This is a genomic window from Streptomyces sp. NPDC127092 (assembly GCF_042722475.1).
In the GTDB taxonomy this organism is placed as follows: Bacteria; Actinomycetota; Actinomycetes; order Streptomycetales; family Streptomycetaceae; genus Streptomyces.
Genome location: NZ_JBHXFE010000095.1, coordinates 3,360 through 4,800, shown reverse-complemented (window position 1 = coordinate 4,800; position 1,441 = coordinate 3,360). Strand labels below are relative to the sequence as shown.

General features: G+C 65.1%; 2 protein-coding genes. Both read left to right on the top strand.

All coding sequences use genetic code 11. From position 1 onward, the window contains the following. Positions 1 to 667: sugar phosphate isomerase/epimerase family protein (locus tag ACFWJO_RS37250; protein ID WP_386872549.1), on the top strand; the 667-nt coding region annotated here is incomplete at its 5' end. Between the two features lie 41 nt (positions 668 to 708). Continuing rightward, positions 709 to 1,441: substrate-binding domain-containing protein (locus tag ACFWJO_RS37245; protein ID WP_386872547.1), on the top strand; the 733-nt coding region annotated here is incomplete at its 3' end.

Sequence of the window (1,441 nt, the reverse complement as noted above, 5' to 3'; positions counted from 1 at the left end):
GTTCGAGGGCAACCTCCACGACTTCTCCTCCAACCTGGGAGAGCTGCAGTCCAGGCTCTCGGACCACGAGCTCGAGCTGGTCAGCGTCTACACCGGCGGGAGTTTCATCTACGGGGACGCACTGGAGGATGAGCTGCACAAGGTCCGCTCCACTGCCGAACTCGCCGCGGCCGCAGGGGCCGGTCACCTCGTCTTGGGTGGCGGCGCGATCCGGGCGACCGGCACCCGTGAGGATGACTACAAGCGGCTTGGTGGCGCGTTGGACACCGTGGCAGAGATTGCCGCCAGCAACGGCCTGCGCGCATGTTTCCACCCTCATCTGGGCACGATCGTGCAGTCCCCCGAGCAGCTGGAGACCGTTTTCGCTGAGACAGGCATCGGCTTCTGCCCCGACACCGCCCACCTGGCCGCCGGCGGTGGGGACCCGGCTGAAGCCGTGCGCAGGTACTCCGACCGCCTCACGCTGGTGCATCTGAAGGACTACGACTCCGCCAGCGGTCGCTTCCTTCCGCTGGGGGATGGGGAGTTGAACTTCAGGGACATTCTCGATGCAGTCCAGGAGGCGCACTACGACGACTGGGTGGTCGTGGAGCTGGACTACTACGACGGGGATCCGGCGGAAGCTGCTCAGCGAAGCCGCCAGTACCTGCGAGGGCTCGGACTGTGAGCCACCGAGCCCGTCTGGCGGCGACAGCCAGCTTGGTGGCCTTGGCGATCTCCTTGACGGCATGCGCCCCCGCCACCGAGTACAGCGCATGCCTGCTTCCCGACCATGCCCCGGCCCAGGAAGCCCTCACGGAGATGGAGGGTCAAGTCCTCAGCAAGGGACCCCAGGGAGAGGAGCCGGTCTCCGCCGACACCTTGGAGTTGACTGACGACGAGGTCGACCAGATCAAGGCGGAAAAGGCCACCGCGGCGATCGTCATGCACTACACGGGCGACGACTGGACGGCCGCACAGCTCAACGGGCTCAGAACTCGGTTCTCCGAACTCGGCATCGAGGTCATCGGCGTCACCGACGCCGGCCAGGATCCGAGCAAGCAGGTCTCGGACATCGAGAACATGATCGCCCGCAAGCCCGACATCATGATCTCGATCCCCACCGATGCCGTGGCCACGGCCGGCGCTTATCGCCGGGCTGCTGAAGCCGGGATCGACCTGGTGTTCATGGACAACGTTCCGGTCGGCTTCGAAGCGGGCGAGGACTACATCTCCGCGGTCTCCGCCGACAACTACGGCAACGGCGTCGTCTCCGCCCATCTGATGGCCCAGGCACTGGAGGGTGAGGGGAACATCGGCGTGATCAAGTACGGGGTCGACTTCTTCGTGACCAATCAGCGTTACGAGGGGTTCACCGAGACCATCCGGAAAGAATACCCGGGGATCAAGATCATCGACGAGGGGGGCATATCCGGTTCGGGTATTGCCGGGGAAGCGCAGA